The 26,992-nt window shown below is 38.1% G+C and carries 36 protein-coding genes and 1 other annotated feature; all 36 genes read left to right on the top strand.

The genetic code is table 11. The annotated features are described in order from the left end of the window. Nucleotides 1-5: 5 nt before the first annotated feature. The 36 genes from sigH to rpmD all read left to right on the top strand — a co-directional run bounded on the left by sigH (nucleotide 6) and on the right by rpmD (nucleotide 26,991). Nucleotides 6-662 carry an RNA polymerase sporulation sigma factor SigH gene (gene sigH / locus WCV66_RS02870; protein WP_066330441.1) on the top strand — a complete coding sequence of 219 codons (657 nt, stop codon included), beginning with the start codon at nucleotides 6-8 and terminating at the stop codon, nucleotides 660-662. A 95-nt stretch (nucleotides 663-757) separates the two neighbouring features. Next, nucleotides 758-907 carry a 50S ribosomal protein L33 gene (rpmG, locus tag WCV66_RS02865; RefSeq protein ID WP_083964568.1) on the top strand — a complete coding sequence of 50 codons (150 nt, stop codon included), beginning with the start codon at nucleotides 758-760 and terminating at the stop codon, nucleotides 905-907. Nucleotides 908-961: 54 nt separating this feature from the next. Further along, nucleotides 962-1,144, top strand: coding sequence for a preprotein translocase subunit SecE (secE, locus tag WCV66_RS02860; RefSeq protein ID WP_066330440.1), 183 nt, complete (start codon nucleotides 962-964; stop codon nucleotides 1,142-1,144). 178 nt (nucleotides 1,145-1,322) lie between these two features. Continuing rightward, on the top strand, nucleotides 1,323-1,856 hold the full coding sequence (nusG, locus tag WCV66_RS02855; protein WP_066330439.1) for a transcription termination/antitermination protein NusG: 534 nt from the start codon (nucleotides 1,323-1,325) through the stop codon (nucleotides 1,854-1,856). Between the two features lie 256 nt (nucleotides 1,857-2,112). Next, entirely contained in the window at nucleotides 2,113-2,538 is a 426-nt protein-coding gene (gene rplK / locus WCV66_RS02850; protein ID WP_026561207.1) for a 50S ribosomal protein L11, read from the top strand. Nucleotides 2,539-2,649: 111 nt separating this feature from the next. Beyond that, entirely contained in the window at nucleotides 2,650-3,348 is a 699-nt protein-coding gene (rplA, locus tag WCV66_RS02845) for a 50S ribosomal protein L1 (protein ID WP_338787860.1), read from the top strand. Nucleotides 3,349-3,397: 49 nt separating this feature from the next. Further along, nucleotides 3,398-3,542: a sequence feature (ribosomal protein L10 leader region), on the top strand. A 49-nt stretch (nucleotides 3,543-3,591) separates the two neighbouring features. Next, the gene (rplJ, locus tag WCV66_RS02840; protein WP_066330459.1) at nucleotides 3,592-4,092 is read left to right on the top strand and encodes a 50S ribosomal protein L10; all 501 of its coding nucleotides are present in this window, start codon (nucleotides 3,592-3,594) and stop codon (nucleotides 4,090-4,092) included. Between the two features lie 64 nt (nucleotides 4,093-4,156). Next, nucleotides 4,157-4,516: a 50S ribosomal protein L7/L12 gene (gene rplL / locus WCV66_RS02835; RefSeq protein WP_066330437.1), complete on the top strand. Its 360-nt coding sequence runs from the start codon at nucleotides 4,157-4,159 to the stop codon at nucleotides 4,514-4,516. 132 nt (nucleotides 4,517-4,648) lie between these two features. Then, complete coding sequence (locus WCV66_RS02830) at nucleotides 4,649-5,251, top strand: class I SAM-dependent methyltransferase (RefSeq protein ID WP_066330436.1); 603 nt, start codon at nucleotides 4,649-4,651, stop codon at nucleotides 5,249-5,251. A gap of 357 nt (nucleotides 5,252-5,608) precedes the next feature. After that, nucleotides 5,609-9,187 carry a DNA-directed RNA polymerase subunit beta gene (rpoB, locus tag WCV66_RS02825; protein WP_185653868.1) on the top strand — a complete coding sequence of 1,193 codons (3,579 nt, stop codon included), beginning with the start codon at nucleotides 5,609-5,611 and terminating at the stop codon, nucleotides 9,185-9,187. 201 nt (nucleotides 9,188-9,388) lie between these two features. Next, a complete protein-coding gene (gene rpoC, locus WCV66_RS02820) occupies nucleotides 9,389-12,988 on the top strand; it encodes a DNA-directed RNA polymerase subunit beta' (protein ID WP_066330434.1) in 3,600 nt (1,199 codons plus the stop codon). Between the two features lie 120 nt (nucleotides 12,989-13,108). Further along, nucleotides 13,109-13,357, top strand: coding sequence for a 50S ribosomal protein L7ae-like protein (locus WCV66_RS02815; RefSeq protein ID WP_066330433.1), 249 nt, complete (start codon nucleotides 13,109-13,111; stop codon nucleotides 13,355-13,357). A gap of 107 nt (nucleotides 13,358-13,464) precedes the next feature. Continuing rightward, nucleotides 13,465-13,887 carry a 30S ribosomal protein S12 gene (gene rpsL / locus WCV66_RS02810; RefSeq protein WP_066330432.1) on the top strand — a complete coding sequence of 141 codons (423 nt, stop codon included), beginning with the start codon at nucleotides 13,465-13,467 and terminating at the stop codon, nucleotides 13,885-13,887. Nucleotides 13,888-13,934: 47 nt separating this feature from the next. Continuing rightward, nucleotides 13,935-14,405, top strand: coding sequence for a 30S ribosomal protein S7 (gene rpsG, locus WCV66_RS02805; protein WP_066330431.1), 471 nt, complete (start codon nucleotides 13,935-13,937; stop codon nucleotides 14,403-14,405). Nucleotides 14,406-14,457: 52 nt separating this feature from the next. Next, nucleotides 14,458-16,536, top strand: coding sequence for an elongation factor G (gene fusA / locus WCV66_RS02800; protein WP_338787859.1), 2,079 nt, complete (start codon nucleotides 14,458-14,460; stop codon nucleotides 16,534-16,536). A gap of 113 nt (nucleotides 16,537-16,649) precedes the next feature. Beyond that, complete coding sequence (gene tuf, locus WCV66_RS02795; RefSeq protein ID WP_066330429.1) at nucleotides 16,650-17,840, top strand: elongation factor Tu; 1,191 nt, start codon at nucleotides 16,650-16,652, stop codon at nucleotides 17,838-17,840. 457 nt (nucleotides 17,841-18,297) lie between these two features. After that, the gene (gene rpsJ / locus WCV66_RS02790) at nucleotides 18,298-18,606 is read left to right on the top strand and encodes a 30S ribosomal protein S10 (protein ID WP_066330427.1); all 309 of its coding nucleotides are present in this window, start codon (nucleotides 18,298-18,300) and stop codon (nucleotides 18,604-18,606) included. A gap of 41 nt (nucleotides 18,607-18,647) precedes the next feature. Beyond that, nucleotides 18,648-19,277, top strand: coding sequence for a 50S ribosomal protein L3 (gene rplC, locus WCV66_RS02785; RefSeq protein WP_066330426.1), 630 nt, complete (start codon nucleotides 18,648-18,650; stop codon nucleotides 19,275-19,277). Between the two features lie 27 nt (nucleotides 19,278-19,304). Further along, nucleotides 19,305-19,928, top strand: coding sequence for a 50S ribosomal protein L4 (gene rplD / locus WCV66_RS02780; protein WP_066330425.1), 624 nt, complete (start codon nucleotides 19,305-19,307; stop codon nucleotides 19,926-19,928). Then, the gene (gene rplW / locus WCV66_RS02775) at nucleotides 19,928-20,215 is read left to right on the top strand and encodes a 50S ribosomal protein L23 (RefSeq protein ID WP_066330424.1); all 288 of its coding nucleotides are present in this window, start codon (nucleotides 19,928-19,930) and stop codon (nucleotides 20,213-20,215) included. Before rplD ends, rplW begins: the two co-directional genes overlap by 1 nt. A 28-nt stretch (nucleotides 20,216-20,243) precedes the next feature. Then, a complete protein-coding gene (rplB, locus tag WCV66_RS02770; protein WP_066330423.1) occupies nucleotides 20,244-21,074 on the top strand; it encodes a 50S ribosomal protein L2 in 831 nt (276 codons plus the stop codon). A 57-nt stretch (nucleotides 21,075-21,131) separates the two neighbouring features. Then, nucleotides 21,132-21,410, top strand: coding sequence for a 30S ribosomal protein S19 (gene rpsS / locus WCV66_RS02765; protein WP_066330422.1), 279 nt, complete (start codon nucleotides 21,132-21,134; stop codon nucleotides 21,408-21,410). 17 nt (nucleotides 21,411-21,427) lie between these two features. Continuing rightward, nucleotides 21,428-21,772, top strand: a complete 345-nt coding sequence (gene rplV / locus WCV66_RS02760; protein ID WP_066330421.1) for a 50S ribosomal protein L22 — start codon at nucleotides 21,428-21,430, stop codon at nucleotides 21,770-21,772. A 3-nt stretch (nucleotides 21,773-21,775) separates the two neighbouring features. Next, nucleotides 21,776-22,432, top strand: a complete 657-nt coding sequence (rpsC, locus tag WCV66_RS02755; RefSeq protein WP_066330420.1) for a 30S ribosomal protein S3 — start codon at nucleotides 21,776-21,778, stop codon at nucleotides 22,430-22,432. Nucleotide 22,433: 1 nt separating this feature from the next. After that, nucleotides 22,434-22,868 carry a 50S ribosomal protein L16 gene (gene rplP / locus WCV66_RS02750; protein ID WP_003225801.1) on the top strand — a complete coding sequence of 145 codons (435 nt, stop codon included), beginning with the start codon at nucleotides 22,434-22,436 and terminating at the stop codon, nucleotides 22,866-22,868. Further along, complete coding sequence (rpmC, locus tag WCV66_RS02745; protein WP_066330419.1) at nucleotides 22,858-23,061, top strand: 50S ribosomal protein L29; 204 nt, start codon at nucleotides 22,858-22,860, stop codon at nucleotides 23,059-23,061. The genes rplP and rpmC overlap by 11 nt, the downstream gene beginning before the upstream one ends. Before the next feature lie 20 nt (nucleotides 23,062-23,081). Beyond that, a complete protein-coding gene (gene rpsQ / locus WCV66_RS02740) occupies nucleotides 23,082-23,345 on the top strand; it encodes a 30S ribosomal protein S17 (RefSeq protein ID WP_066330418.1) in 264 nt (87 codons plus the stop codon). A 39-nt stretch (nucleotides 23,346-23,384) separates the two neighbouring features. Then, nucleotides 23,385-23,753, top strand: a complete 369-nt coding sequence (gene rplN / locus WCV66_RS02735) for a 50S ribosomal protein L14 (protein ID WP_066330417.1) — start codon at nucleotides 23,385-23,387, stop codon at nucleotides 23,751-23,753. Nucleotides 23,754-23,789: 36 nt separating this feature from the next. Further along, nucleotides 23,790-24,101: a 50S ribosomal protein L24 gene (gene rplX, locus WCV66_RS02730; RefSeq protein ID WP_066330416.1), complete on the top strand. Its 312-nt coding sequence runs from the start codon at nucleotides 23,790-23,792 to the stop codon at nucleotides 24,099-24,101. Between the two features lie 25 nt (nucleotides 24,102-24,126). Further along, nucleotides 24,127-24,666 carry a 50S ribosomal protein L5 gene (rplE, locus tag WCV66_RS02725; RefSeq protein ID WP_066330415.1) on the top strand — a complete coding sequence of 180 codons (540 nt, stop codon included), beginning with the start codon at nucleotides 24,127-24,129 and terminating at the stop codon, nucleotides 24,664-24,666. 24 nt (nucleotides 24,667-24,690) lie between these two features. Continuing rightward, nucleotides 24,691-24,876 (top strand): type Z 30S ribosomal protein S14, encoded by a 186-nt coding sequence (locus WCV66_RS02720; RefSeq protein WP_066330414.1) that lies wholly within the window; start codon nucleotides 24,691-24,693, stop codon nucleotides 24,874-24,876. A gap of 31 nt (nucleotides 24,877-24,907) precedes the next feature. Continuing rightward, nucleotides 24,908-25,306 (top strand): 30S ribosomal protein S8, encoded by a 399-nt coding sequence (gene rpsH / locus WCV66_RS02715; protein WP_066330413.1) that lies wholly within the window; start codon nucleotides 24,908-24,910, stop codon nucleotides 25,304-25,306. Between the two features lie 29 nt (nucleotides 25,307-25,335). Further along, entirely contained in the window at nucleotides 25,336-25,875 is a 540-nt protein-coding gene (gene rplF / locus WCV66_RS02710) for a 50S ribosomal protein L6 (RefSeq protein ID WP_066330412.1), read from the top strand. 33 nt (nucleotides 25,876-25,908) lie between these two features. Continuing rightward, complete coding sequence (gene rplR, locus WCV66_RS02705) at nucleotides 25,909-26,271, top strand: 50S ribosomal protein L18 (protein WP_066330411.1); 363 nt, start codon at nucleotides 25,909-25,911, stop codon at nucleotides 26,269-26,271. 23 nt (nucleotides 26,272-26,294) lie between these two features. Then, entirely contained in the window at nucleotides 26,295-26,795 is a 501-nt protein-coding gene (rpsE, locus tag WCV66_RS02700) for a 30S ribosomal protein S5 (protein WP_066330410.1), read from the top strand. Between the two features lie 13 nt (nucleotides 26,796-26,808). Continuing rightward, nucleotides 26,809-26,991 (top strand): 50S ribosomal protein L30, encoded by a 183-nt coding sequence (gene rpmD / locus WCV66_RS02695; RefSeq protein WP_207982221.1) that lies wholly within the window; start codon nucleotides 26,809-26,811, stop codon nucleotides 26,989-26,991. Nucleotide 26,992: the final 1 nt, after the last annotated feature.

Genomic DNA, 26,992 nt, shown 5'->3' with positions numbered 1-26,992 from the left:
TCGGCTTGAATTCACCATTCAACAAGGGTAAGGTCAACAGGGAAGAATTTGGATTATTGGAAGACGAACAAGTGGTTGAACTCGTGCATAATGGAGATAGTGAAGCACTTGACTACTTAATTACTAAATATCGAAATTTTGTACGAGCAAAAGCAAGATCGTATTTTTTAATTGGTGCGGATCGAGAGGATATTATTCAAGAGGGAATGATTGGTTTATATAAAGCCATTCGTGACTTTAAAGAGGACAAGCTCACTTCATTTAAGGCATTTGCTGAATTATGTATTACCAGGCAAATCATTACCGCTATAAAAACCGCTACTCGTCAAAAACATATTCCGTTAAATTCTTATGTATCATTGGACAAGCCGATTTATGATGAAGAATCGGATCGGACATTAATGGATGTTATTTCCGGTGCAAAAGTTATGGACCCTGAAGAGCTCATCATTAATCAAGAGGAATTTGATGACATTGAGGTTAAGATGGGTGAATTATTAAGTGATTTAGAACGAAAGGTGCTGGTCTTATATTTAGACGGCCGTTCATATCACGAAATTTCAGAAGAATTAAATAGACACGTGAAGTCCATCGATAATGCATTGCAGCGTGTAAAGAGAAAACTTGAACGGTATTTAGAATTAAGAGAAATTAGTTTGTGAAAATCAAAAATTAGGCTGAATTTGATCGTTTATTGACGAAAAAACCTCACTATGATACAGTTTTATGGAATAAAAGTGAAACGGTAGGTGAGGAAATGCGAAAAAAAGTAACGTTGGCTTGTACTTCCTGTGGAAGTAGAAACTATACTACGATGAAAAATATAACGAGCACAAATGAACGGTTAGAAGTCAATAAATTTTGTAAAGTCTGTAATTCGCATACGAACCACCGTGAAACAAAGTAGTCTTCATAAATTATTTTATACGAAGTTTCCCTATTATTCCTGGAGGTAGCATTCATGCAACGTTTAGTTAATTTTTTCCGAGATGTATCTCGTGAAATGAAGAAGGTTAGTTGGCCGAAAGGTAAAGAATTGACAAGGTATACAATTACGGTTGTATCCACTGTAGTATTTGTTGGTGTTTTCTTTGCGGTCATTGACTTAGGTATTTCTTCTTTAATTCGTTTAATTTTTGAATAACAGATGGAAAATCGTGCTATAATAGAAAATATTAATCTTTCTCTGCAAAACCCGTTAAACGGGTTTTTTCATTGTTTAAAAAAGATTTAGTATTCATGTAGAATAATATAGATTTTCGTATTGGTGCGTTTAGTATAAAATCTACTGTGGGGAGGGAAGGACAAGTTGTCCTGACACTATGGAAAAGAATTGGTATGTTGTACACACATATTCAGGTTATGAAAATAAGGTAAAAGCAAATCTAGAGAAACGTGTAGAATCTATGGGCATGGAAGATAAAATATTCCGTGTGGTAGTACCTGAAGAGGAAGAAACAGATTATAAGGACGGCAAAAAGAAAGTTGTAAAGAAAAAAGTCTTCCCTGGATATGTACTAGTTGAGATTGTAATGACTGACGATTCTTGGTATGTTGTTCGTAATACGCCCGGAGTAACTGGGTTTGTTGGTTCGTCTGGTCATGGGTCAAAACCAACACCTCTATTACCTGATGAAGTGAGTTTCATCTTAAAACGCATGGGTATGGATGAGCGTAGAGTTGAATTTGATTACGAATTAAAAGAAACAGTGAAGGTCACAGAAGGACCGTTTGCAAACTTTACTGGATCGATCGAAGAAATTGATCAAGATAAAAATAAGCTTAAAGTTCTTGTTAATATGTTTGGACGTGAAACACCTGTAGAGTTGGACTTTGAACAGGTAAGTAAATTATAATCTAAAAAAACTTGAAATCAATTATGAAAAGTGTTAAACTTTCATAGGTCAGTATGTCTCAGGATTATGAGACAGAATTATGTTTTTACACTGATCAGAAATACAGTTATTTCTGAATCGATATGGGTAGGTAAGCTCGTCAATAAACTTGATTTGACTTGTTGCCCAAATTTTAACCATTCATATTACGAATGGCTTAGATGAGTGGGAGGGTATAACCCAATTACCACATCACGGACTTAAGGAGGTGTGTCTCGTGGCTAAAAAAGTAATTAAAATTGTAAAATTGCAAATTCCTGCAGCTAAAGCTAATCCAGCTCCACCAGTTGGTCCTGCATTAGGTCAAGCTGGTGTTAATATCATGGGATTCTGTAAAGAATTTAACGCTCGTACAGCTGATCAAGCTGGCTTAATCATTCCAGTTGAAATCACGGTATTCGAAGACCGTTCATTTACATTTATTACGAAAACTCCGCCTGCTGCTGTTCTTCTTAAAAAAGCGGCTGGAATTGAGTCTGGTTCTGGTGAACCAAACCGTAATAAAGTAGCGACAGTTAAGCGTGACAAAGTACGTGAAATAGCTGAAACAAAAATGCCTGATTTAAACGCAGCAAGCGTTGAATCAGCAATGCGTATGGTTGAAGGTACTGCACGTAGCATGGGTATCGTTATCGAAGACTAATTTTTTATTAGATTCGAATGTTTTTTGGGGTTGCGAGTTTGCTTAAAAACAAGTTCGCAACCTTTATTCGTGGGAGGTTATTCCGCTAAAACCACTAAGGAGGAAATAAAAATGGCTAAAAGAGGTAAAAAGTTAGTAGAAGCTGCTAAGCTTGTAGATCGTACTAAGTTTTATGCGGTTCAAGAAGCAGTGGAACTAGTTAAAAAAACTAGTGTTGTTAAGTTTGACGCAACTGTAGAAGTTGCTTTCCGTTTAGGAGTTGACCCTAAGAAAGCTGACCAACAAATTCGTGGTGCAGTAGTACTTCCTAATGGTACTGGTAAAACTCAACGTGTATTAGTATTTGCTAAAGGCGAGAAAGCGAAAGAAGCTGAAGCTGCTGGTGCAGATTTCGTTGGTGATGCTGATTATATCACTAAAATCCAACAAGGTTGGTTTGACTTCGATGTAATCGTTGCGACACCAGACATGATGGGTGAAGTTGGTAAATTAGGTCGTGTATTAGGACCAAAAGGTTTAATGCCAAACCCTAAAACTGGAACTGTAACATTTGATGTTACAAAAGCTGTTAATGAAATTAAAGCAGGTAAGGTTGAATACCGTCTTGATAAAGCTGGTATCATCCATGTTCCTATCGGTAAAGTATCATTTGACGTTAGCAAATTAGTTGAAAACTTCACAACAGTTTTCGAAACATTATTAAAAGCAAAACCAGCTGCAGCAAAAGGAACTTATATGAAGAGTGTTAATACTACTTCTACAATGGGACCTGGCGTGAAAGTTGACACTTCAAGTTTTTCTGTAAAATAATAACTATTGACTTAGTGAAATAGTTTATATATAATTAGCAATGTTGTTTTAAATAAATATCGCTATACCGTAGACAGTAGGTGCTTGTAAAAGCTTAAATCCCTACCGAGGTGTATTTACGAATAAAGCATTTGTTTGCTTGTTGTTGTATATACAAACCTCCATGTCTATCGTGGAGGTTTTTCCATGCAGCCATCACCGAACGGTAATAGTGTCACACATGAAACTACAGGAGGTGTAACAATGAGCGCAATTATCGAACAAAAGAAACAGATCGTTGACGAGATTACTACTAAATTTCGTGAAAGCAAATCTACTATCGTTGTAGACTACCGTGGATTAACTGTAGGTGAAGTTACTGAACTACGTAAGCAATTACGTGATGCAGGTATCGACTTCAAAGTATACAAAAACACGATGACTCGCCGTGCTGTAGAACAAGCTGAACTTACTGGTCTTAATGACGCCTTAACTGGTCCAAATGCGATTGCATTCAGTTCTGAGGATGTTGTTGCTCCAGCAAAAATTTTAAATGACTTCGCTAAAAAGCATGAAGCACTTGAAATCAAAGCTGGTGTAATTGAAGGTAATATCGCTACAGTTGAAGAAGTTAAAGCTCTTGCTGAACTTCCATCACGCGAAGGTTTACTTTCTATGTTGCTTAGCGTTCTTCAAGCTCCAATCCGTAACCTTGCACTTGCTACTAAAGCTGTTGCAGATCAAAAAGAAGAACAAGGCGCATAATTCAATTAGCCTATTATTCATTTAGTAATAAAACATTAAAAGGAAAAACAAGGAGGAAATTATAATGACTCAAGAACAAATCATTGAAGCAGTTAAAAGTATGACTGTTTTAGAATTAAACGACTTAGTTAAAGCAATCGAAGAAGAGTTTGGTGTTACTGCTGCAGCTCCTGTAGCTGTTGCTGCTGCTGGTGGCGAAGCTGCTGCTGAGCAAACTGAATTTGACGTAATACTTGCAAGTGCTGGCGGACAAAAAATCAAAGTTATCAAAGTTGTACGTGAAGCAACTGGCCTTGGCTTAAAAGAAGCTAAAGAAGTAGTTGATAACGCTCCTAAAGCAATCAAAGAAGGCGTTACTAAAGAAGAAGCTGAAGAATTAAAAGCTAAACTTGAAGAAGTTGGCGCTTCTGTAGAAGTTAAGTAATTATAACGCAACTTGTTAAAAAGCTCGCTAGTGATGGCGAGCTTTTTATTTATAGTGAAATAAAATTGCGGCTAAATGTATAAAAAGAAATAAAAATGTAAACCCTAAACTCCTGAAAGAGGAGGAATAAAGATGAATAACCATTATTATTCTCAAAAACCTACAGTTCAAAGTAAACGCAAAACGTGGGAATTTACCTTAAAGGGGCACCTCTTTACTTTTCAAAGTGATCGGGGGGTGTTTTCGAAAAATGAAGTTGACTTTGGGTCGCGGCTTTTAATAGAAGCATTTACACTACCTGATATCAAAGGAGATATTTTGGATGTTGGTTGTGGATATGGGCCAGTAGGTCTATCGATAGCGAAACACTATAATAGGCATGTTGACTTAATCGACATCAATGAGCGGGCAATTGAATTAGCGATTGATAATGCAGCTCTCAATTCGGTTGAAAATGTGACAATCTTTCAAAGTGACTTATTTCAAAAAATAAAAGCAGATCGCAAATATATGGCGATCTTAACGAACCCTCCTATACGAGCTGGCAAAAAGATTGTTCATTCAATCTTTGAAGATAGCTTTAAGCATTTAGTTGAAGACGGTGAGTTGTGGATTGTTATTCAAAAGAAACAAGGAGCACCATCAGCAATTGATAAATTAGAAGAAATGTTTAAGGAAGTTGAAGTTGTCGAAAAGAAAAAAGGCTATTATATCATTAAAGCTAAAAAATGTTGACTCAATTTTCCTACTATGTTAATATTATAAAATGCCAATATATAATTTCCATAACTGTCTAATTTTTAGGTAAATTGATGTATAAAAGTTAGTTTTATGGAGATAATTATAAAATCAATAGTACGATTCAAATTGTGGTTTTCTAGGATGAAACCCTTTTTATTTTTTGTTTTTTCCTTGCGTTTGTACTTGATTTCCCTTTGTTTTTATTTCAGATTTCATAGGTTGTATATTAAGATATTGATTTTAAAGAGAATGATCATATGTGAGTTCTCTTATTCGTCTGTCTAAAAAATTTAAGGTATACATAATGGTACAACGCAAGATCTATTACGCTTGATTTGAGGGGTGAATGAGTTGACAGGTCAACTAGTTCAGTATGGACGACACCGCCAACGTAGAAGTTATGCACGCATTAGTGAAGTGTTAGAATTACCAAATCTTATTGAAATTCAAACCTCTTCCTATCAATGGTTTCTTGATGAGGGCTTGAGAGAAATGTTTCAGGATATTTCTCCTATTGAGGATTTCACTGGTAACCTCTCGCTAGAATTTATTGATTATAGCTTAGGAGATCCTAAGTACTCCGTTGAGGAATCAAAGGAGCGCGATGTTACCTATTCTGCGCCATTACGTGTAAAGGTGCGCTTAATTAACAAGGAAACTGGTGAAGTAAAAGATCAAGATGTCTTTATGGGAGATTTTCCTCTCATGACAGAAACAGGTACATTTGTAATTAACGGGGCAGAGCGCGTTATCGTGTCTCAGTTAGTCCGTAGCCCAAGTGTATATTTCAGTGGTAAAGTTGATAAAAATGGTAAAAGAGGCTTTACTGCGACTGTTATTCCAAACCGTGGAGCTTGGTTAGAGTACGAAACAGATGCAAAAGATGTAGTTTATGTACGAATCGATCGTACACGTAAATTACCTGTATCAGTTTTATTGCGTGCTCTTGGGTTTGGCTCTGATCAAGAAATCATCGACTTATTGGGTGAGAATGAGTACTTACGTAATACTCTTGATAAAGATAATACGGAAAGTACTGAAAAAGCCCTGCTTGAAATCTATGAGCGTCTTCGCCCGGGTGAACCACCAACAGTTGATAACGCGAAGAGTTTATTAGACTCAAGATTTTTTGATCCAAAACGCTATGATTTAGCAAATGTTGGGCGTTACAAGATTAATAAAAAGCTTCATATTAAGAATCGCCTTTTCAATCAACGTTTAGCAGAAACACTAGTTGATCCGGAAACAGGTGAAATCATAGTTGAAAAAGGAACAATGATTGATAGAAGAACATTAGATCGAATCATGCCAAACCTTGAAAGTGGTGTAGGATTCAAAAAAGAGCACCCATCTGGTGGAGTGACTGACGACGAGATAACTCTTCAATCTATTAAAATCTACGCACCGAATGATCCTGAAGGTGAAAAGGTTATTAATGTTTTAGGAAATGCGTATGTAGAAGAAGCTGTTAAAAACATCACTGTTGCTGATATTTTATCTTCTATTAGCTATTTCTTTAATCTATTACATGGTGTTGGTGATACAGACGATATCGATCACCTAGGAAATCGTAGATTGCGTTCAGTCGGAGAATTATTACAAAATCAATTTAGAATTGGTTTATCAAGGATGGAACGTGTAGTTCGTGAGAGAATGTCAATTCAGGATACGAATACAATTACTCCGCAACAATTAATTAACATTCGTCCTGTTATTGCGTCTATTAAAGAGTTCTTTGGTAGCTCACAATTATCTCAGTTCATGGATCAAACGAATCCATTAGCTGAGTTAACTCATAAACGTCGTTTATCAGCATTAGGACCTGGTGGTTTAACTCGTGAACGTGCAGGATTTGAAGTGCGTGACGTACATTATTCACACTATGGCCGTATGTGTCCAATCGAGACTCCTGAGGGTCCGAACATCGGTTTGATTAACTCGCTGTCATCTTATGCAAAAGTAAACAGATTTGGGTTTATTGAAACACCATATCGTAGAGTTGATCCAGAGACAGGAAAAGTAACATCTCGTATTGACTACTTAACTGCTGATGAAGAAGATAATTACGTTGTTGCCCAAGCAAATGCTAGGTTAGCTGATGATGGTTCATTTATTGATACTGATATCGTTGCACGTTTCCGTGGCGAGAATACAGTTATTAATAGAGACCGCATAGATTACATGGATGTATCACCTAAGCAGGTAGTATCTGCTGCAACAGCTTGTATTCCTTTCTTAGAAAACGATGACTCGAACCGTGCATTAATGGGTGCAAACATGCAACGTCAAGCAGTACCATTAATGAATCCAGAGGCTCCATTTGTCGGAACAGGTATGGAATATGTATCTGGTAAAGACTCAGGTGCTGCAGTTATCTGTAAACATCCTGGTATTGTTGAACGAGTGGAAGCGAAAAATGTTTGGGTTCGCCGATATGAGGATGTAAATGGTCAAAAAGTTAAAGGTAATTTAGATAAATATAGTATGTTGAAGTTTATTCGTTCTAACCAAGGAACTTGCTACAACCAACGTCCAATTGTTAGTGAAGGTGATGAAGTCGTAAAAGGTGAAATCCTTGCTGATGGTCCATCGATGGAAAAAGGTGAACTAGCATTAGGAAGAAACGTTATGGTTGCTTTCATGACTTGGGATGGATATAACTATGAAGATGCAATTATCATGAGTGAAAGACTTGTGAAGGATGATGTTTATACATCTATTCACATTGAAGAATACGAGTCAGAATCTCGTGATACGAAGTTAGGACCTGAAGAAATCACTCGTGATATCCCTAATGTTGGGGAAGATGCGTTAAGAAACTTAGATGAGCGTGGAATTATCCGAGTTGGTGCAGAAGTAAAAGACGGTGATCTACTTGTTGGTAAAGTTACACCTAAAGGGGTAACTGAGCTTACAGCAGAAGAACGACTTTTACATGCAATCTTCGGTGAAAAAGCTCGTGAAGTCCGTGATACTTCATTGCGTGTACCACATGGTGGGGAAGGAATCATCCTTGACGTTAAGGTATTTAATCGTGAAGATGGAGATGAATTACCACCAGGTGTGAATCAATTAGTCCGTGTATATATCGTTCAAAAGCGTAAAATCTCTGAAGGAGATAAAATGGCTGGACGACATGGTAACAAGGGTGTTATTTCACGTATTCTCCCAGAAGAGGATATGCCTTACTTACCGGATGGAACGCCGGTTGATATCATGTTAAATCCGCTTGGAGTTCCTTCACGTATGAATATCGGTCAGGTACTAGAGCTACACTTAGGAATGGCTGCTCGTAAATTGGGTATTCATGTTGCTTCTCCTGTATTTGATGGTGCGAGGGAAGAGGATGTATGGTCAACGTTAGAAGAAGCAGGTATGGCACGTGATGCTAAGACTGTGCTTTACGATGGTCGTACAGGTGAACCATTTGATAACCGTGTATCAGTTGGAATCATGTATATGATCAAGCTAGCTCACATGGTTGATGATAAATTACATGCTCGTTCAACTGGTCCATACTCATTAGTTACACAGCAACCACTTGGTGGTAAAGCACAATTTGGTGGTCAGCGTTTTGGAGAGATGGAGGTTTGGGCACTTGAAGCTTATGGTGCTGCTTATACTCTTCAAGAAATTCTGACTGTTAAATCAGATGATGTTGTTGGTCGTGTAAAAACTTATGAAGCGATTGTTAAAGGTGAAAATGTTCCAGAACCAGGTGTTCCTGAATCATTTAAAGTATTAATTAAAGAGCTTCAAAGTTTAGGTATGGATGTAAAAATGCTTTCAAGTGACGAAAAAGAGATCGAAATGAGAGACCTTGATGATGATGAAGAATCACAACAAGCAGAAGGTCTATCAATAAATGAACAAGTGGATACAGTGCCTGAAGCTGTTGAGTTAGAAAAAGACACAGTAGTGAAAGAATAATAATAAATACTGAAAGAGCTTTGCTAAAGCCATAAGTAATATAGATGCTTATGAATAAGGAGGTTTTCATGTTCTTCATTCATGAGTGTCTATACCCTTGAGGTTTAGCGTAATAGCTAGACATAAAATTTAGTTAAAACTTATTCTTTCGAATCTTTTAAAATAGGGTAGAACCTGAAGACGAAAAGGGAGGTAGGCCCCTTGTTAGATGTAAATAATTTTGAATATATGAGCATCGGCTTAGCTTCACCAGACAAGATTCGTTCTTGGTCTTTTGGTGAGGTTAAGAAACCAGAAACGATTAATTATCGTACACTGAAGCCAGAAAAAGATGGTTTGTTTTGTGAACGCATATTCGGGCCAACTAAAGACTGGGAATGCCATTGTGGTAAATATAAAAGAGTACGTTATAAAGGTGTAGTATGTGATCGCTGTGGAGTTGAAGTTACTCGTGCCAAGGTAAGACGTGAGAGAATGGGACATATTGAATTAGCTGCTCCTGTCTCACATATTTGGTACTTTAAGGGTATTCCTAGCCGTATGGGCTTAGTGTTAGACATGTCTCCTCGTGCTTTAGAAGAAGTAATCTATTTTGCTTCATACGTAACAACAGACACAGGTGATACTCCATTAGAGAAAAAACAGCTATTATCTGAGAAAGAATACCGTGCATATCGCGAAAAATACGGTAATACTTTCCAAGCATCTATGGGTGCAGAAGCTATTAAAAAGCTTTTATCTGATATTGATTTAGATAAAGAAGTTGACGCTCTAAAAGAAGAACTAAAAACAGCTCAAGGACAAAGAAGAACGCGTGCAATTAAGCGTCTAGAAGTTCTTGAGGCATTCCGTAATTCTGGTAATCATCCATCATGGATGATTCTTGATGTTCTTCCTGTTATTCCACCTGAGCTTCGTCCAATGGTACAGCTTGATGGTGGTCGTTTTGCAACATCTGATTTAAATGACTTATACAGACGTGTTATTAACCGTAATAATCGTCTTAAGCGTTTATTAGATTTAGGCGCTCCTAGTATCATTGTTCAAAACGAAAAGCGTATGCTACAAGAGGCAGTTGATGCTCTTATTGATAATGGACGTCGTGGTCGACCTGTTACAGGACCAGGTAACCGTCCGTTAAAATCCCTTTCTCATATGCTGAAAGGAAAACAAGGACGTTTCCGTCAAAACCTATTGGGTAAACGTGTTGACTACTCAGGTCGTTCGGTAATCGTTGTTGGACCAAACCTGAAAATGTATCAATGTGGATTACCTAAAGAAATGGCCCTTGAGTTATTCAAACCATTCGTAATGAAAGAGTTAGTTGAAAAAGGATTAGCTCATAATATAAAAAGTGCGAAACGTAAAATTGAGAGAGTGCAACCAGAGGTATGGGATGTTTTAGAATCTGTGATTAAGGAACATCCAGTATTGCTTAACCGTGCACCTACTCTTCATAGATTAGGAATTCAAGCATTTGAACCTACTTTAGTTGAAGGGCGTGCGATCCGTCTGCATCCACTTGTATGTACTGCATATAATGCGGACTTTGATGGTGACCAAATGGCGGTTCACGTTCCGTTATCTGCTGAAGCACAAGCTGAAGCGCGTATTTTAATGCTTGCTGCTCAAAACATTCTTAACCCTAAGGATGGTAAGCCAGTTGTTACTCCTTCTCAGGATATGGTGTTAGGTAACTATTACTTAACATTAGAGCGTGAGGGTGCAATTGGTGAGGGTATGATTTTCAATGATATAAATGAAGCACTACTTGCATATCAAAACGGTTATGTACATTTACATACACGTGTGGCTGTTAATGCTGGTACTTTGAATAAACAATCCTTTACCGAAAAGCAAAACAAAATGTTACTTATTACCACAGTTGGAAAGTTAATTTTCAATGAAATTTTACCGGAATCATTCCCGTATATGAATGAGCCGACTAAACAAAACATTGAAGAAAAAACACCAGATAATTATTTTGTTGAAACAAGCGTGAATGTTAAGGAGCATATTGCAGCACAAGAAGAAATAGCTCCATTTAAGAAAGGTATTCTTGGGAAGATTATCGCTGAGATCTTCAAGAAGTTCCATATAACTGAAACTTCAAAAATGCTAGATCGTCTTAAGAATCTTGGATTCAGATACTCCACTAAAGCAGGGATTACTGTTGGTGTTTCTGACATTATCGTTTTAAAAGAAAAGCAAGAGATTATTGGCGAAGGCCAGAATAAAGTTGATAATGTATTAAAGCAATTTAGAAGAGGTTTAATTACTGAGGACGAGCGATATGAGCGCGTTATATCGATTTGGAGTGCGGCAAAAGATAACATTCAAGGAAAATTGATGGCATCTCTTGATAAACGTAACCCAATCTTTATGATGAGTGACTCTGGTGCCCGTGGTAATGCATCAAACTTCACACAACTTGCTGGAATGCGTGGTTTAATGGCCAACCCAGCTGGGCGTATTATTGAATTACCGATTAAATCTAGTTTCCGTGAAGGTTTAACAGTTTTAGAGTACTTCATATCTACACATGGAGCTCGTAAAGGTCTTGCAGATACAGCCTTGAAAACTGCTGACTCTGGTTACTTAACACGTCGACTTGTTGACGTTGCCCAGGATGTTATCATTCGTGATGATGACTGTGGAACAGATCGAGGAATACGTGCGGAGTCAATTAGAGAAGGTACAGAAATTATTGAAAAACTTGATGAACGTTTAATCGGTCGATATTGCCGTAAGGTTGTTAAACATCCTGAAACAGGTGAAATCATCGTTAATGAAAACGAGTTAATCACTGAAGATATCGCTGTAGAAATTATTGATGCTGGTATTGATCATGTATGGATTCGTTCTGCATTTACATGTAACACAAGACATGGTGTTTGTAAAAAATGTTACGGACGAAACCTTGCAACAGGTAGTGAAGTCGAGGTTGGAGAAGCAGTTGGAATTATCGCTGCACAATCTATCGGTGAACCTGGTACACAGTTAACAATGCGTACTTTCCATACTGGTGGGGTAGCAGGGGACGATATCACTCAAGGTTTACCTCGTATTCAAGAGCTATTTGAGGCTAGAAACCCTAAAGGTCAAGCAATTATTTCCGAAATTAGTGGTGTTGTAGCTGAAATAAATGAAGTGCGTGATAAACAGCAAGAAATTGTTATTCAAGGTGATGTCGAATCTCGTTCATACACTGCACCATATAATGCTCGCTTAAAGGTAACTCAAGGTGATAAAATTGAGAGTGGTCAAGTTTTAACAGAAGGTTCTATTGATCCGAAGGAATTACTTAAAGTTAAGGATCTTCAAGCAGTGCAACAATATCTATTACGTGAAGTTCAAAAAGTTTACCGTATGCAAGGGGTAGAAATTGGAGATAAGCACGTAGAGGTTATGGTACGCCAAATGCTCCGTAAAGTTAGAGTTATGGATGCTGGTGATACAGATGTTTTACCAGGTACACTTCTTGATGTTCATCAATTTACAGATGCCAACAAGCAAGTATTATTAGAGGGTAAACGACCTGCAACAGGTAGACCTGTATTACTTGGTATAACAAAAGCATCACTTGAAACTGATTCCTTCTTATCTGCAGCATCATTCCAAGAAACAACTCGTGTTCTTACAGATGCAGCAATTAAAGGGAAACGTGATGAACTATTAGGGCTTAAAGAAAATGTTATTATTGGTAAACTTGTACCAGCCGGAACAGGAATGCCAAGGTATCGTCAAGCTGAACCAATTTCTAAAGTTGAACAAATGGAAGAAGCTGTTTCAGTAGATTAATAAAAGTGAAGAGATGGATGTTAAAAGTTTTTCGAGAGTAATGTTGACATCCATCTCTTTCAATGTTACTATATTCAAGGTGCTTAATCACAACCTGTTTGCTTTGGAGGATATATAAATATGTCTTATGAAAAAGTATCTCAGGCACAAAAAATTATTGTTGGTACTAAGCAATCAGTTAAAGCTCTATTAAATAATGAGGTTAGAGAAATGATCATTGCTGAAGATGCTGAACAACGAATTGTCCAAAAGATTATTCAAACAGCAGAACAACAGCATATTCCTTTAACAAAAGTTTCTTCTATGAAAAAGCTTGGTAAAGCTTGTGGAATAGAAGTTGGAGCTGCAGCTGTAGCTATAATCCAGTAAAAGCTGTTTTTGCGATATGTGAATTCATTTTGCAGAAACTTTGTTTTTGCCCAAATATGAACCACCTGGATGTGTGGTATTAAATTGATGAGGGGAGGAAAACCATAATGCCTACTATTAACCAATTAGTACGTAAAGGTCGCGTAAGTAAAGTTGAGAAATCAAAATCACCTGCGCTAAACAAGGGTTACAACAGCTTCAAAAAAGAGCAAACGAATGTATCATCACCTCAAAAACGTGGTGTGTGTACTCGTGTAGGTACGATGACGCCAAAGAAACCTAACTCAGCGCTTCGTAAATATGCTCGTGTTCGTTTAACTAACGGAATCGAAGTTACAGCATATATTCCTGGTATTGGTCACAACTTACAAGAACATAGTGTTGTTCTTATCCGTGGTGGTCGTGTAAAGGATTTACCGGGGGTACGTTACCACATCGTTCGTGGAGCGCTTGATACTGCTGGTGTTGATGGACGTATGCAAGGTCGTTCTAAATACGGTACGAAACGTCCTAAAGCTGCAAAAAAATAATATAATTTTTAAATAAAATGAAATCAGCATGAAGGGAGGAACATAACATGCCACGTAAAGGTCCTGTAGCAAAAAGAGATGTATTACCAGATCCACTTTACAATTCAAAGCTTGTTACACGTTTAGTAAACAGAATTATGATCGACGGAAAAAGAGGTAAAGCACAATCTGTACTTTACAATGCTTTCGATTTAATTAAAGAACGCTCTGGAAAAGATGCAATGGAAGTGTTTGAACAAGCACTTAAAAACATCATGCCAGTTCTTGAAGTTAAAGCACGTCGTGTTGGTGGTGCTAACTATCAAGTACCTGTAGAAGTACGCCCTGATCGTCGTACTACTTTAGGTCTTCGTTGGTTAGTAAACTATGCGCGTCTTCGCGGAGAAAAAACGATGGAAGAGCGTTTAGCTAACGAAATTCTTGACGCTGCTAACAACACTGGAGCAGCAGTTAAGAAGCGTGAAGATACACATAAAATGGCTGAAGCAAATAAAGCATTTGCTCACTATCGCTGGTAATCAATACAGTTTAACTATACTAAATTTCCTATGAGGAAGGAGAAATTACCCAATGGCAAGAGAGTTCTCCTTATTAAACACTCGTAATATTGGTATCATGGCTCATATTGATGCTGGAAAAACAACAACAACTGAGCGTGTACTATATTACACTGGTCGTATTCACAAGATTGGTGAAACTCATGAAGGTGCATCTCAAATGGACTGGATGGAGCAAGAACAAGAACGTGGAATCACGATTACTTCCGCTGCAACAACTGCGCAGTGGAAAGGACATCGTGTTAACATCATCGATACACCTGGACACGTAGACTTCACAGTTGAAGTTGAACGTTCATTACGTGTACTTGATGGTGCTGTAGCTGTTCTTGATGCTCAATCAGGTGTTGAGCCGCAAACAGAAACAGTTTGGCGTCAGGCTACAACTTATGGAGTTCCTCGTGTTGTTTTTGTTAACAAAATGGACAAAATCGGCGCAGACTTCTTATATTCTGTTAAAACAATTCATGAGCGTCTTCAAGCTAATGCTCACCCAATCCAATTACCGATTGGTGCTGAGGATCAATTTGAAGGAATCATCGACTTGGTAGAAATGAGAGCGACATTCTATGGCAATGACTTAGGTACTGATATCCAAGATAAGGAAATACCTGAGGAATACCTTGAACAAGCAAACGAATACCGTGAAAGCCTAGTTGAAGCAGTAGCAGAACTAGATGAAGAATTAATGGAGAAATACCTTGGTGGTGAGGAAATCACTAACGAAGAGCTAAAAGCTGCAATTCGTCAAGGTACTGTTAATGTTGAATTTTATCCTGTAATCTGTGGATCAGCTTTCAAAAATAAAGGTGTTCAAAAAATGTTAGATGCAGTTATCGATTACCTTCCATCACCATTAGACGTACCTGCAATTAAAGGTATTGTTCCTGATACAGATGAAGAAGTAACTCGTGAATCTAGCGATGAAGCACCATTCGCTGCATTAGCTTTCAAAGTAATGACAGACCCTTATGTTGGTAAGCTTACATTCTTCCGTGTATACTCTGGTACGTTAAGTTCTGGATCTTATGTTCAAAACTCAACAAAAGGTAAACGTGAGCGTGTAGGTCGTATCCTGCAAATGCATGCAAATAGCCGTGAAGAAATCTCAATGGTTTACTCTGGTGATATTGCAGCTGCTGTAGGTTTGAAAGATACAACGACTGGTGATACTTTATGCGATGACAAAAACCTTGTTATCCTTGAGTCTATGGAATTCCCAGAGCCAGTAATTCAACTTTCTGTTGAACCAAAATCTAAAGCAGACCAAGATAAAATGACAACTGCTTTACAAAAGCTTCAAGAAGAAGATCCAACATTCAGAGCTCATACTGATCAAGAAACTGGTCAAACAATTATTGCTGGTATGGGTGAACTTCACTTAGATATTCTTGTTGATCGTATGAAACGTGAATTCAAAGTTGAAGCTAATGTTGGTGCTCCTCAGGTTGCATATCGTGAAACATTCCGTGCAGGTGCAAAAGTAGAAGGTAAATTTGCACGTCAATCGGGTGGTCGTGGACAATTTGGACACGTATGGATCGAATTTGAACCTAACGAAGAAGGTAAAGGTTTTGAGTTTGAGAACAAAATCGTTGGTGGTGTAGTACCTCGTGAATATGTACCTGCAGTTCAAGCTGGTCTTGAAGATGCAATGCAAAACGGTGTACTTGCTGGATATCCATTAGTTGATGTAAAGGCTGCATTAGTTGATGGTTCATACCATGATGTTGACTCAAGTGAAATGGCATTTAAGATTGCAGCTTCTTTAGCACTTAAAAATGCTGTTTCTAAATGTAGCCCAGTTATCCTTGAACCTGTTATGAGGGTTGAAGTAGTAGTACCAGAGGAATACATGGGTGATATCATGGGTCAAGTCACAGCTCGTCGTGGACGTGTTGAAGGTATGGAAGCTCGTGGTAATGCACAAGTTGTACGTGCAATGATTCCACTTTCTGAAATGTTTGGATATGCTACTGCATTACGTTCTAGTACACAAGGTCGCGGAGTATTTACAATGCACTTTGATCACTATGAAGAGGTTCCAAAATCAGTTTCAGAAGAAATAATTAAAAAAAATAAAGGTGAGTAATTGATTTTACACCCTTGATGAAGTATAACTACTTATGTGAGAACAGAGAGTGATGTGATCACTTTCTGTTACATATATCCTAAAATAATTAAACTCTAAGGAGGATTTTTAGAATGGCTAAAGAAAAATTCGACCGATCCAAAACGCATGCTAATATTGGTACAATCGGACACGTTGACCATGGTAAAACTACATTAACAGCTGCAATCACTACTGTACTTGCAAAACGCAGTGGTAAAGGTGCTGCTATGGCATATGATATGATCGATGCTGCTCCTGAAGAGCGTGAGCGTGGAATCACTATCTCAACTGCACACGTTGAGTATGAAACTGAAACTCGTCACTATGCACACGTAGACTGCCCAGGACATGCTGACTATGTTAAAAACATGATCACTGGTGCTGCTCAAATGGATGGCGGAATCTTAGTAGTATCTGCTGCTGATGGTCCAATGCCACAAACTCGTGAGCACATCCTTTTATCTCGTCAAGTAGGTGTTCCTTACCTTGTTGTATTCTTAAACAAATGTGACATGGTTGATGACGAAGAATTATTAGAACTAGTTGAAATGGAAGTACGTGACTTACTTTCTGAGTACGATTTCCCTGGTGACGATGTACCAGTAATCAAAGGTTCTGCTCTTAAAGCTCTTGAGGGTGAAGCTGATTGGGAAGAAAAAATCGTTGAGTTAATGAATGCAGTTGATGAGTATATCCCAACTCCAGAACGTGACACTGACAAACCATTCATGATGCCAGTTGAGGATGTATTCTCAATCACTGGTCGTGGAACAGTTGCTACAGGTCGTGTTGAGCGTGGACAAGTTAAAGTTGGTGAAGTTATTGACATCATCGGTTTTACAGAAGAGCCAAAATCAACAACTGTAACAGGTGTTGAAATGTTCCGTAAACTTCTTGATTTTGCAGAAGCTGGCGATAACATCGGTGCACTTCTTCGTGGGGTTTCTCGTGATGATATCCAACGTGGACAAGTTCTTGCTAAACCAGGCACAATCACTCCACACACAAAGTTCAAAGCAGAAGTATACGTTTTATCAAAAGAAGAGGGTGGACGTCACACTCCATTCTTCACTAACTACCGTCCTCAGTTCTACTTCCGTACAACTGATGTAACTGGTATCTGCCAACTTCCAGAAGGCATTGAAATGGTTATGCCTGGAGATAACGTAGAAATGTCAGTTGAACTTATCGCTCCAATCGCGATTGAAGAAGGTACTAAATTCTCAATCCGTGAAGGTGGACGTACAGTAGGCGCTGGCGTAGTTGCTACTATCCAAGAATAATCTTTCTTCTATAGAAGAAATAAAAAAGGCGAGCATTTATTGCTCGCCTTTTTGTATGTTCTTTTTCACTAGTTATTAAACTTAAAAAATTTTATTAAACAATTGCTTTTGATCAACAGGAAAGTATTGAAGTTAAAAAAATGTTACTACAAAAATTAATAACTATTTTAATAAGATTTTGCACTACAATTAGTTAGAAAATAAAACCATCATAGCTTTTCTTGATATTAGTATACAATCTATGTATAATAGGAAAAGTGCGCAAGAAGATTATAAGTTTAATTTATTTTTTTCTTGCATCTATCACGACTTTTATGTATAATAGACAATGTTGGTCTTTGACTGCGATGAAGCAGGAGGTTGCCGATACACACGGCCGCTTTGCCATGGCGTGCGTAGGGAAAATTCTTGCTGAGAAAATGTCTATTTTAAAAATAGGCGAAAAGGAGGGAAAATAATGGCAAAACAAAAGATTCGTATTCGTTTGAAAGCTTATGATCATAGAATTCTTGATCAATCTGCTGAGAAAATTGTAGAAACTGCAAAACGTTCTGGTGCAAATGTATCTGGTCCAATTCCGTTACCAACAGAAAGATCAGTATACACAATCCTACGTGCGGTTCATAAATATAAGGACTCTCGTGAGCAATTCGAAATGCGTACGCATAAGCGTTTAATTGATATCATCAACCCAACACCACAAACTGTTGATGCATTAATGCGTTTAGATTTACCATCTGGTGTTGACATTGAAATCAAACTTTAATAATTAAAATAAATAATGAAATTTTATAGGAGGTGTGACTCATGACCAAAGGAATCTTAGGAAGAAAAATTGGTATGACGCAAGTATTTGCAGAAAACGGTGATTTAATTCCTGTAACAGTAATTGAAGCTACTCCAAACGTTGTTCTACAAAAGAAATCTGCTGAAACTGATGGTTATACAGCTGTTCAGTTAGGATTTGAAGATAAACGCGAAAAGTTAGCTAACAAACCTGAAAAAGGACACGTTAGTAAAGCTAATACTGCACCTAAGCGCTTCGTTAAAGAACTTCGTGAAGCTAGCTTAGATGCATACGAAGTTGGTCAAGAAGTCAAGGTTGATATTTTCGCTGCTGGTGAAACAGTAGATGTAACAGGAATTTCTAAAGGGAAAGGTTTCCAAGGCTCTATTAAACGCCACGGACAATCTCGTGGACCTATGTCTCACGGTTCTCGTTATCATCGTCGCCCAGGTTCAATGGGACCTGTAGCTCCAAACCGTGTATTTAAAAACAAACTTTTACCAGGTCGTATGGGTGGAGAACGTGTTACTGTTCAAAACTTAGAGATTGTAAAAGTAGATGCTGAACGTAATCTATTACTTATTAAAGGTAACGTTCCAGGACCTAAAAAAGCACTTATTACTGTAAAAGGCGCAGTGAAATCTAAATAATTTCTTTAGGAAAGGAGGAATTGGATAATGCCGAAAGTAGCATTATTAAACCAATCTGGATCAAACGTTGGAGAAATCGAACTTAATGATTCTGTATTTGGTATCGAACCTAATCAGCACGTATTATTTGAAGCGGTTATTATGCAAAGAGCTTCCTTACGTCAAGGAACTCACAAAGTAAAAAATCGTTCTGAAGTAGCAGGCGGAGGTCGTAAACCTTGGCGTCAAAAGGGTACTGGTCGTGCTCGTCAAGGATCTATCCGTTCGCCACAATGGCGCGGTGGTGGTGTCGTATTTGGACCAACTCCACGTTCATATTCATATAAATTACCTAAAAAAGTTCGCCGTTTAGCGATCAAATCAGCTTTATCATCAAAAGTAGTTGATAACAGCATTGTTGTATTAGAGGACTTAACTTTAAACGCTCCAAAAACAAAAGAAATGGCTGCAGTACTTAAAGGTCTTTCTGTTGAGAGAAAAGCGTTAATCGTGACAGCTGACAACAATGAAAATGTTGCATTATCATCACGTAATATTCCTAATGTAACAGTAGTTACAGCTAATGGAGTAAACGTACTTGATGTACTTAACCATGATAAGCTTATTATGACGAAAGCTGCGGTGCAAAAAGTAGAGGAGGTGCTTGCATAATGAAAGATCCTCGTGATATTATTAAGCGCCCCGTAATCACTGAACGTTCATCAGATCTTATGGCTGAGAAAAAATATACGTTTGAAGTTGATGTTAAGGCTAATAAAACTGAAGTTAAAGATGCGATCGAGTCAATCTTTGGTGTTAAAGTTGAAAAAGTAAACATCATGAACTATAAAGGTAAATTCAAACGCGTTGGTCGTTATAGCGGCTTAACAAATCGTCGTCGTAAAGCAATCATTAAGCTTGCTGCAGACAGCAATGAAATTGAATTATTTGAAGTATAAATTTTAATAGAAAAGGAGGGATATCGATATGGCGATTAAAAAATATAAACCAACCTCAAATGGTCGACGTGGTATGACAGTATCTGATTTCGCTGAAATCACTACAGACCAACCTGAAAAGTCATTACTTGCGCCACTTCATAGAAAAGGTGGACGTAATAACCAAGGTAAATTAACAGTTCGTCACCAAGGCGGCGGACACAAACGCCAATATCGTGTGATCGATTTTAAACGCGACAAAGATGGTATACCAGGACGCGTTGCTACAATCGAATACGATCCAAATCGTTCTGCAAACATCGCACTAATCAACTACGTTGATGGTGAAAAAAGATATATCCTTGCACCTAAAAACCTTAAAGTAGGTTTAGAAATTATGTCTGGTCCTGAAGCAGACATTAAAGTAGGGAATGCATTACCATTACAAAATATTCCTGTTGGTACTGTGGTACACAACATTGAATTAAAACCTGGTAAAGGCGGACAATTAGTTCGTTCCGCAGGAACTTCTGCTCAAGTATTGGGTAAAGAAGGTAAATACGTACTTGTACGTTTAAACTCTGGTGAAGTTCGTATGATTCTTGCAACTTGTCGTGCAACTGTAGGTCAAGTTGGTAATGAACAACATGAACTTATCAACATTGGTAAAGCAGGTCGTTCTCGTTGGTTAGGCAAACGCCCAACTGTTCGTGGATCTGTAATGAACCCTAATGACCATCCACACGGTGGTGGTGAAGGACGCGCTCCAATCGGACGTAAATCACCAATGTCTCCTTGGGGTAAACCAACTCTTGGTGCTAAAACTCGTAAGAAGAAAAATAAATCAGATAAGTTTATCGTGCGTCGTCGTAAAAAATAACGTGATTGAACTACGGTTCAGTCGAACCGTAGCACGATCGCGAAGGGAGGTACAATCATGGGCCGTAGCTTAAAAAAAGGACCATTCGTTGATGATCATTTAATAAGCAAAGTTGAAGCGTTAAATGAAACTGAAAAGAAGCAAGTTATTAAAACTTGGTCTCGTCGTTCTACAATTTTCCCACAATTCATTGGTCACACTATTGCTGTTTATGATGGACGTAAACATGTTCCTGTTTATGTAACTGAGGACATGGTAGGACACAAACTTGGTGAGTTTGCACCTACACGTACGTACAAAGGTCATGCAAGTGATGACAAAAAAACAAGACGTTAATGAGAGGAGGCATTTAAATGCAACAATCTAAAGCTGTCGCAAGAACAGTTCGTATTGCTCCTCGTAAAGCTCGTTTAGTTCTGGATCTTATTCGAGGTAAGCAAGTAGGCGAAGCAGTAGCGATTTTGAATCATACGCCAAAGGCTGCTTCTCCAATCATAGAAAAAGTATTAAAATCAGCAGTGGCAAACGCTGAGCATAACTATGAAATGGACATCAATAGCTTAGTTGTAACTGAAGCTTTTGCAAACGAAGGTCCAACTCTTAAACGTTTCCGTCCACGTGCTATGGGTCGTGCGAGTGCAATTAATAAACGTACAAGTCACATCACAATCATCTTATCAGAAAAGAAGGAGGGATAATCCGTGGGTCAAAAGGTAAATCCAGTCGGTCTTCGTATTGGAGTTATTCGTGATTGGGAGTCAAAATGGTTCGCTGGTAAAGACTACTCAACTCTTTTACATGAAGATATTAAAATTCGTGAATACATTAGCAAACGTCTTAATGATGCATCTGTTTCTAAAATTGAGATCGAGCGTGCTGCAAACCGTGTAAATGTTACAATCCACACTGCTAAACCTGGTATGGTAATTGGTAAAGGTGGTACGGAAGTTGAAGCATTACGTAAAGCACTTAACCAATTAACTGGTAAACGTGTGCACATCAACATTTTAGAAATCAAAAGAGCTGATTTAGATGCTAAATTAGTTGCTGAAAACATTGCGCGTCAATTAGAAAATCGTATTTCTTTCCGTCGTGCTCAAAAACAAACTATTCAACGTGCAATGCGCGCAGGTGCACAAGGTATCAAAACACAAGTATCTGGTCGTTTAGGTGGAGCAGATATCGCACGTGCAGAGCATTATAGTGAAGGAACAGTTCCACTACACACACTTCGTGCTGATATCGATTACGGAACAGCAGAAGCTGATACAACTTACGGTAAATTAGGCGTAAAAGTTTGGATCTATCGTGGAGAGGTTCTTCCTACTAAGAAGAAAACTGAGGAAGGAGGAAAATAATATGTTATTACCAAAACGCGTAAAATATCGTAGAGAGCACCGTGGAAAAATGCGTGGTCGTGCTAAAGGTGGTACTGAAGTACATTTCGGTGAATTCGGTATCCAAGCTTTAGAAGCTTCTTGGATCACGAACCGTCAAATTGAAGCAGCTCGTATTGCGATGACACGTTACATGAAACGTGGCGGTAAAGTTTGGATTAAAATCTTCCCTTCTAAACCTTATACTGCAAAACCTCTAGAGGTACGTATGGGATCAGGTAAAGGTGCTCCAGAAGGTTGGGTAGCAGTTGTAAAACCTGGTAAAGTATTATTCGAAATTTCTGGTGTTTCTGAAGAGGTAGCACGTGAAGCTTTACGTTTAGCATCTCACAAATTACCGATCAAAACGAAGTTCGTAAAACGTGAAGAAATTGGTGGTGAATCTAATGAAAGCTAATGAAATTCGTGACCTTACCACTGCTGAAATAGAACAAAAAGTAAAATCACTTAAAGAAGAGTTATTTAACCTTCGCTTTCAACTAGCGACAGGACAATTAGAAAATACTGCTCGTATCCGTGAAGTTCGTAAATCGATCGCTCGTATGAAAACTGTTATCCGTGAAAGAGAGATCGCAGCTAATAATCATTAATAAGAGAGGAGGTTTATCGAATGAGTGAACGTAACCAACGTAAAGTGTATACTGGTCGTGTTGTTTCTGACAAAATGGATAAGACAATTACTGTTCTTGTTGAAACTTACAAAACACACTCTCTATACGGCAAACGTGTAAAATACTCTAAGAAATACAAAGCACATGATGAAAACAACCAAGCAAAAATTGGTGATATCGTAAGAGTAATGGAAACTCGTCCATTATCAGCTACTAAGCGTTTCCGTCTAGTAGAAATCGTAGAAGAATCTATTATCATTTAATTTTGTTCGGATAGTTAATTCCGAAGGGAGGTAACATAAGTGATCCAACAAGAATCTCGTTTAAAAGTCGCTGACAACTCTGGTGCTCGTGAAGTATTAACAATTAAGGTATTAGGCGGTTCTGGTCGTAAAACTGCTAATATCGGAGATGTAATTGTTTGTACGGTTAAACAAGCAACACCAGGTGGCGTTGTCAAAAAAGGTGAAGTTGTTAAAGCTGTAATTGTTCGTACAAAGAGTGGAGCTCGTCGTACAGACGGTTCTTACATCAAATTTGACGAAAATGCATGTGTTATCATCCGTGATGACAAGAGCCCACGTGGCACACGTATTTTCGGACCTGTTGCACGTGAATTACGTGAAAATAACTTTATGAAAATTGTTTCTTTAGCTCCAGAAGTTCTATAATAAATCTGATTGCCTTACTAAGGAGGTGCAACTAGGATGCATGTTAAAAAAGGTGATAAAGTAATGGTTATCTCTGGCAAGGATAAAGGAAAACAAGGCGTAGTACTTGCTTCTTATCCTAAAAAAGATCGCGTACTTGTTGAAGGTATAAATGTTGTGAAAAAACACTCAAAACCATCACAAGTTAACCCACAAGGTGGGATCTTAAGCCAAGAGGCACCTATCCATGTATCAAATGTTATGCCACTTGATCCTAAATCAGGTGAACCAACTCGTGTTGGTTATAAAGTGGTAGACAATAAAAAGGTACGTGTAGCAAAAAAATCTGGTGAAACTTTAGATAAATAGTAAATAAGGAAGGGAGGTCTATGTCATGAACCGCCTTAAAGAAAAGTATCAAAAAGAAATTACACCTGCATTAATGAGTAAGTTTTCTTACAAATCAGTAATGCAAGCTCCGAAATTAGAAAAAATCGTTATCAACATGGGTGTTGGTGATGCTGTATCAAATTCAAAAGCACTAGATGTTGCTGTTGAAGAGTTAGCGCAAATCACTGGTCAAAAGCCTGTTGTAACTAAAGCAAAAAAATCAATCGCTGGCTTCCGTTTACGTGAAGGTATGCCAATTGGTGCAAAAGTTACATTACGCGGTGAGCGTATGTACCAATTCTTAGATAAGTTAGTTTCTGTTTCATTACCACGTGTACGTGACTTCCGTGGCGTATCAAAGAAATCATTTGACGGACGCGGTAACTACACTTTAGGTGTGAAAGAGCAATTAATCTTCCCTGAGATTGATTATGATAAAGTAAATAAAGTTCGTGGTATGGATATCGTTATCGTAACTACTGCGAATACTGATGAAGAAGCACGCGAACTATTAACACAGTTCGGTATGCCGTTCCAAAAATAATCGCTAGTAAAGGGAGGCGAAATTGTGGCTAAAAAATCAATGATTGCTAAGCAAAAACGCACGCAAAAGCACAAAGTACAAGAGTATACTCGCTGCGAACGTTGCGGTCGTCCACACTCAGTACTACGCAAATTTAAGCTTTGCCGTATTTGTTTCCGTGAACTTGCTTATAAAGGTCAAATTCCAGGCGTGAAAAAAGCTAGCTGGTAAAACCGTAAATCGGGAAGGAGGTTATTTTGATATGGTTATGACAGATCCTATTGCAGATATGCTTACTCGCATTCGTAATGCGAATATGGTACGTCACGAGAAGCTTGAGTTCCCTGCTTCTAAAATCAAAAAGGAAATCGCTGAAATTCTAAAGCGTGAAGGTTTTGTTCGTGATGTAGAATATGTAGAAGACAACAAACAAGGCATCATTCGTATTTTCTTAAAATACGGTTCTAACAATGAGCGCGTAATCACTGGTCTTAAAAGAATCAGTAAGCCTGGTTTACGTGTATATGCAAAAGCTGATGAAGTACCACGTGTACTTAACGGATTAGGTATTGCGATCGTTTCAACTTCTCAAGGCGTTTTGTCTGACAAAGAAGCTCGTGCAAAACAAGCTGGTGGAGAAGTATTAGCATACGTTTGGTAATAAGCTCAAAATGAATGGAGGTGTAATGAATGTCTCGTATTGGAAAGAAACCACTTGAAATTCCTGCAGGTGTTACAGTTACTATCGCTGATGATAATACAGTAACGGTTAAAGGTCCTAAAGGTGAGTTAACTCGCACATTCAACTCTGATATTAAAATCACTATCGAAGAGAACGTCTTAACTGTAAGTCGTCCTTCTGATGTTAAAGAACACCGTGCACTTCACGGTACAACACGTAGTCTACTTGGTAACATGGTAGAGGGTGTTTCTAAAGGATTCGAAAGAGGCTTAGAACTTATCGGTGTCGGTTACCGTGCTTCTAAATCTGGAAATAAATTAGTTCTTAATGTTGGTTACTCTCACCCTGTTGAGATCACACCTGAGACAGGTATCGAAATCGAAGTACCGACTCAAACTAAGGTTCTTGTTAAAGGTACTGACAAAGAACGTGTAGGTGCAATTGCAGCTAACATTCGTGACGTTCGTCCACCAGAGCCTTATAAAGGTAAAGGTATTCGCTACGAAGGCGAACATGTACGTCGTAAAGAAGGTAAAACTGCGAAGTAATATCGCCTAGATGATAAGAAAGGAGTGACTTAAATGATAAATAAGGCTGATAAAAATGCTGTACGTAAAAAGAGACATGCGCGTGTTCGTTCTAAGTTAACTGGTACAACTACACGTCCTCGTCTAAACGTATATCGTTCCAACCAACACATCTATGCACAAGTTATTGATGATACAAATTCAGTTACTTTAGTAAGTGCTTCTACTCTAGATAAAGATTTTAATCTTGATTCTAAAAGCAATCTTGAAGCTGCTCAAAAAGTTGGAGAATTAGTAGCAAATCGTGCTATTGAAAAAGGTGTTAAATCTGTCGTATTTGATCGCGGTGGATACTTATATCATGGTCGTATTAAAGCACTAGCTGAAGCAGCACGTACGGCTGGACTTGAATTTTAATCGGAAAAGGAGGGACATAAAGAATGCGTCGTATTGATCCAAACAAATTAGAGCTTGAAGAACGCGTAGTTACCGTTAACCGCGTAGCCAAAGTTGTTAAAGGTGGTCGTCGTTTCCGTTTCGCAGCACTTGTTGTTGTTGGAGATAAAAACGGTCATGTAGGTTTCGGTACTGGTAAAGCACAAGAGGTACCAGAAGCGATTCGTAAAGCAATTGAAGATGCTAAGAAAAATCTAATTGAAGTACCTATGGTAGGTACTACAATTCCTCACCAAATTATCGGTCAATTTGGAGCAGGAAATATTCTTTTAAAACCAGCATCTGAAGGTACTGGAGTTATCGCTGGAGGACCTGTTCGTGCGGTATTAGAATTAGCAGGTGTTGCAGATATTCTTTCAAAATCTTTAGGTTCAAACACTCCAATTAATATGATTCGTGCTACAATCTCAGGATTGAGTGAATTAAAGAGTGCTGAAGATGTTGCTAAGTTACGTGGAAAAACGGTAGAAGAACTGTTAGGATAAGGAGGGAACTAAAATGGCGAATAAGTTAGAAATTACCCTCACTCGCAGTGTAATTGGTCGTCCTGAAGATCAACGTATTACTGTTAGAACACTTGGACTAAAAAAGGTACATCAAACTGTAGTACAAGATGATAATCCTGCGATTCGCGGTATGATTAATAAAGTTGCTCACTTAGTTACAGTTAAAGAACAATAAA

The organism is Metabacillus rhizosphaerae, assembly GCF_037201795.1.
In the GTDB taxonomy this organism is placed as follows: Bacteria; Bacillota; Bacilli; order Bacillales; family Bacillaceae; genus Metabacillus; species Metabacillus rhizosphaerae.
The sequence above is the reverse complement of the archived record's forward strand: the minus strand, read 5'-3'. Positions and strand labels throughout refer to the sequence as shown.

What these genes read in the sequence shown, in the direction of transcription:
- rpmG (WP_083964568.1), top strand. Translation starts at nt 758, where the DNA reads ATGCGAAAAAAAGTAACGTTGGCTTGTACTTCCTGTGGAAGTAGAAAC.
- secE (WP_066330440.1), top strand. Translation starts at nt 962, where the DNA reads ATGCAACGTTTAGTTAATTTTTTCCGAGATGTATCTCGTGAAATGAAG.
- nusG (WP_066330439.1), top strand. Translation starts at nt 1,323, where the DNA reads ATGGAAAAGAATTGGTATGTTGTACACACATATTCAGGTTATGAAAAT.
- rplA (WP_338787860.1), top strand. Translation starts at nt 2,650, where the DNA reads ATGGCTAAAAGAGGTAAAAAGTTAGTAGAAGCTGCTAAGCTTGTAGAT.
- rplJ (WP_066330459.1), top strand. Translation starts at nt 3,592, where the DNA reads ATGAGCGCAATTATCGAACAAAAGAAACAGATCGTTGACGAGATTACT.
- rplL (WP_066330437.1), top strand. Translation starts at nt 4,157, where the DNA reads ATGACTCAAGAACAAATCATTGAAGCAGTTAAAAGTATGACTGTTTTA.
- WCV66_RS02830 (WP_066330436.1), top strand. Translation starts at nt 4,649, where the DNA reads ATGAATAACCATTATTATTCTCAAAAACCTACAGTTCAAAGTAAACGC.
- WCV66_RS02815 (WP_066330433.1), top strand. Translation starts at nt 13,109, where the DNA reads ATGTCTTATGAAAAAGTATCTCAGGCACAAAAAATTATTGTTGGTACT.
- rpsL (WP_066330432.1), top strand. Translation starts at nt 13,465, where the DNA reads ATGCCTACTATTAACCAATTAGTACGTAAAGGTCGCGTAAGTAAAGTT.
- rpsG (WP_066330431.1), top strand. Translation starts at nt 13,935, where the DNA reads ATGCCACGTAAAGGTCCTGTAGCAAAAAGAGATGTATTACCAGATCCA.
- fusA (WP_338787859.1), top strand. Translation starts at nt 14,458, where the DNA reads ATGGCAAGAGAGTTCTCCTTATTAAACACTCGTAATATTGGTATCATG.
- tuf (WP_066330429.1), top strand. Translation starts at nt 16,650, where the DNA reads ATGGCTAAAGAAAAATTCGACCGATCCAAAACGCATGCTAATATTGGT.
- rpsJ (WP_066330427.1), top strand. Translation starts at nt 18,298, where the DNA reads ATGGCAAAACAAAAGATTCGTATTCGTTTGAAAGCTTATGATCATAGA.
- rplC (WP_066330426.1), top strand. Translation starts at nt 18,648, where the DNA reads ATGACCAAAGGAATCTTAGGAAGAAAAATTGGTATGACGCAAGTATTT.
- rplD (WP_066330425.1), top strand. Translation starts at nt 19,305, where the DNA reads ATGCCGAAAGTAGCATTATTAAACCAATCTGGATCAAACGTTGGAGAA.
- rplW (WP_066330424.1), top strand. Translation starts at nt 19,928, where the DNA reads ATGAAAGATCCTCGTGATATTATTAAGCGCCCCGTAATCACTGAACGT.
- rplB (WP_066330423.1), top strand. Translation starts at nt 20,244, where the DNA reads ATGGCGATTAAAAAATATAAACCAACCTCAAATGGTCGACGTGGTATG.
- rpsS (WP_066330422.1), top strand. Translation starts at nt 21,132, where the DNA reads ATGGGCCGTAGCTTAAAAAAAGGACCATTCGTTGATGATCATTTAATA.
- rplV (WP_066330421.1), top strand. Translation starts at nt 21,428, where the DNA reads ATGCAACAATCTAAAGCTGTCGCAAGAACAGTTCGTATTGCTCCTCGT.
- rplP (WP_003225801.1), top strand. Translation starts at nt 22,434, where the DNA reads ATGTTATTACCAAAACGCGTAAAATATCGTAGAGAGCACCGTGGAAAA.
- rpmC (WP_066330419.1), top strand. Translation starts at nt 22,858, where the DNA reads ATGAAAGCTAATGAAATTCGTGACCTTACCACTGCTGAAATAGAACAA.
- rpsQ (WP_066330418.1), top strand. Translation starts at nt 23,082, where the DNA reads ATGAGTGAACGTAACCAACGTAAAGTGTATACTGGTCGTGTTGTTTCT.
- rplX (WP_066330416.1), top strand. Translation starts at nt 23,790, where the DNA reads ATGCATGTTAAAAAAGGTGATAAAGTAATGGTTATCTCTGGCAAGGAT.
- rplE (WP_066330415.1), top strand. Translation starts at nt 24,127, where the DNA reads ATGAACCGCCTTAAAGAAAAGTATCAAAAAGAAATTACACCTGCATTA.
- rpsH (WP_066330413.1), top strand. Translation starts at nt 24,908, where the DNA reads ATGGTTATGACAGATCCTATTGCAGATATGCTTACTCGCATTCGTAAT.
- rplF (WP_066330412.1), top strand. Translation starts at nt 25,336, where the DNA reads ATGTCTCGTATTGGAAAGAAACCACTTGAAATTCCTGCAGGTGTTACA.
- rplR (WP_066330411.1), top strand. Translation starts at nt 25,909, where the DNA reads ATGATAAATAAGGCTGATAAAAATGCTGTACGTAAAAAGAGACATGCG.
- rpsE (WP_066330410.1), top strand. Translation starts at nt 26,295, where the DNA reads ATGCGTCGTATTGATCCAAACAAATTAGAGCTTGAAGAACGCGTAGTT.
- rpmD (WP_207982221.1), top strand. Translation starts at nt 26,809, where the DNA reads ATGGCGAATAAGTTAGAAATTACCCTCACTCGCAGTGTAATTGGTCGT.